We start from the raw sequence: 1,975 nt of genomic DNA on the forward strand, positions 1-1,975 counted from the left end.
TTGAGCGCCGTCGCGGTCCTGGACGCTCGCGGTGGTGACCATGACGACCAGGAGGGCGGGTGTGCGGGGGCTGTTGCTGCAAGAGGGGGGGAGCGGGGTCAGCGTGGGGGACCGAGGATGATCTGGCCGTACAGGTCGGCGCCCTCGGCCAGGCTCTGCTGCGAGATCTGGAAGCCGTCGGGGCGGGGGGTCGCCAGGTCCCGGCCGGAGTGGCGGAACATGCCCTCGATGCCGCCGGGAGTGCAGATCATCAGCAGATCGGCGGTGTCGGAGGTGATCCGGTAGCCGTGCGGGATGTTCCTGGGCAGGTAGACGATGCCGCCCTCCGACAGCTCCATCTCCTTGTCGTCGCACCACAGCAGGGCCTCGCCCTTGATCACCATGAAGACCTCGTCCTCACGGGTGTGCATGTGGTACGGCGGGGCCTCGCCCTTGTTGACGCTGAAGCGTCCGACGGTCAATTGCCCGTCGGTGGCGGCGCTGTCGAGGAGGACGGCTAGCACTCCGCCGTCGAGCCATTCGAGTTGCTGCTGCTGGTCGGGTTGTGCGAGGTAGGGCATGGTCATGGCGTCTTCCCTTCGGTCCGGTCCGATCACGCAGTAGGAATTCGGTCAATTAGCCGTTGGGAAGCAGAGTTGAAGGTTCCTGGCAGTCTGACGGCAGTGCTGTCGACAATGCACTTGAGCGTCTCCTGACTCGTCAGCCCGGTGGGGGAGGATTCGGAAGCCAGCGGCTGTGGGATCCGGATGCCACTGCGCACAGCCCTCGTGCTCAGCCGGCGGCCAGGTGCAAGCGCAGGGTGAGTCCGGTGTCGAGGCCACGGAGCAGGTCTCGGAACTCCACGATCAGGGACTCGTCGTCGTCGGGAAGGCCGTCCGGTAGAACGTACTAAAACGTCACGCTCAGCTTAAGCACATTCCACAGCGGGTTGCCGTGAGTGATCACTGTTAACACCTGAGTGCCCGTGAACTAACTGATCCACAGCTCTGGGCGGGGTGGGCCGGTTCACCGATAACTGCATGCAGAAGCAGGGCCTCTTGGTAGTCCAGGGGTGACGAAACCATCCGGACGCACGAGGAGGCCCTGCCATGTCGTTGTACCCCCTGTCCGCGCCTGCCGTCATCCCGTCGACGGAATCGTCCTGTTCCTGTGTGGCCTGCCGTTGGGGGCACGGGAGGCGACACCCGGTCCGGCCCCGCGGCTACACCTCCGACACGACCGACGCGCAGTGGCAGGTCATCGCGGCGGTGATGCCGTGGCCGGCCTGGCTGGACGGCAACGGCGGGCGCCCCGAGGAGTACTGCCGTCGACGCGATCTTCACCCGGTGGTGGCAGGACGGCGACGTCAACGCGATCCACAACGACCTGCGCGACAAGGTGCGGTGCGCCGAGGGGCGGGACGTGGACCCCACCGCCGCGATCATCGACACACAGTCGGTCCGGGCCGCGGGGACCGTCGGCACGGAGAGCAGGGGATATGACGCGGGGAAACGAGTGGCGGGGCGGAAACGCCACGTGATCGTGGACACGATCGGCCTCCTCCTGGTCGTCATGGTCACCACCGCGAGCGTCCAGGACCGCGACGGCGCTCAACCTGCGCTGTCGCACCTCCGAGATCTCTTCGAGTCGATCAGCCTGGTCTGGGCCGACGGCGGCTACGCCGGGAAGCTCGTCGACTGGGCCACGGAGAAACTCCGGCTCACGCTGGAGATCGTCAAGCGCAGCGACGACGCCAGGGGCTTCGTGGTGCTTCCGAGACGGTGGGTGGTGGAGCGCACTCTGTCGTGGATCTCCCAGCGGCGCCGCTGCGTACGCGACTACGAACGGTTACCCGAGCACCACGAAGCCATGGTCAAGTGGTCCATGATCATGCTGATAGCGAGAAGGCTGGCCCGCACTACCAAGCACCCCTAACGATCAGTTTGTTCACGGGCACTCAGGTGTTCCTTGGTGAGGGCCGATCCACTCTGCCAGC

The 1,975-nt window shown here is 66.0% G+C and carries 2 protein-coding genes; one reads left to right on the plus strand and one right to left on the minus strand.

Going from position 1 to position 1,975, the window contains the following annotated elements:
- Positions 1 to 98 precede the first annotated feature (98 nt).
- A complete protein-coding gene (locus ACWEBX_RS39660) occupies positions 99 to 566 on the minus strand; it encodes a cupin domain-containing protein (protein WP_451889558.1) in 468 nt (155 codons plus the stop codon).
- A 748-nt stretch (positions 567 to 1,314) separates the two neighbouring features.
- On the opposite strand from ACWEBX_RS39660, the gene ACWEBX_RS39665 reads away from it, so the two are divergent.
- Positions 1,315 to 1,914, plus strand: coding sequence for an IS5 family transposase (locus tag ACWEBX_RS39665; RefSeq protein ID WP_451889559.1), 600 nt, complete (start codon positions 1,315 to 1,317; stop codon positions 1,912 to 1,914).
- Positions 1,915 to 1,975 lie beyond the last annotated feature (61 nt).

Source organism: Streptomyces sp. NPDC005070 (genome assembly GCF_053600395.1).

Coding starts and splice junctions, on each gene's coding strand:
- ACWEBX_RS39660 (WP_451889558.1), bottom strand. CDS start 566: ATGACCATGCCCTACCTCGCACAACCCGACCAGCAGCAGCAACTCGAA.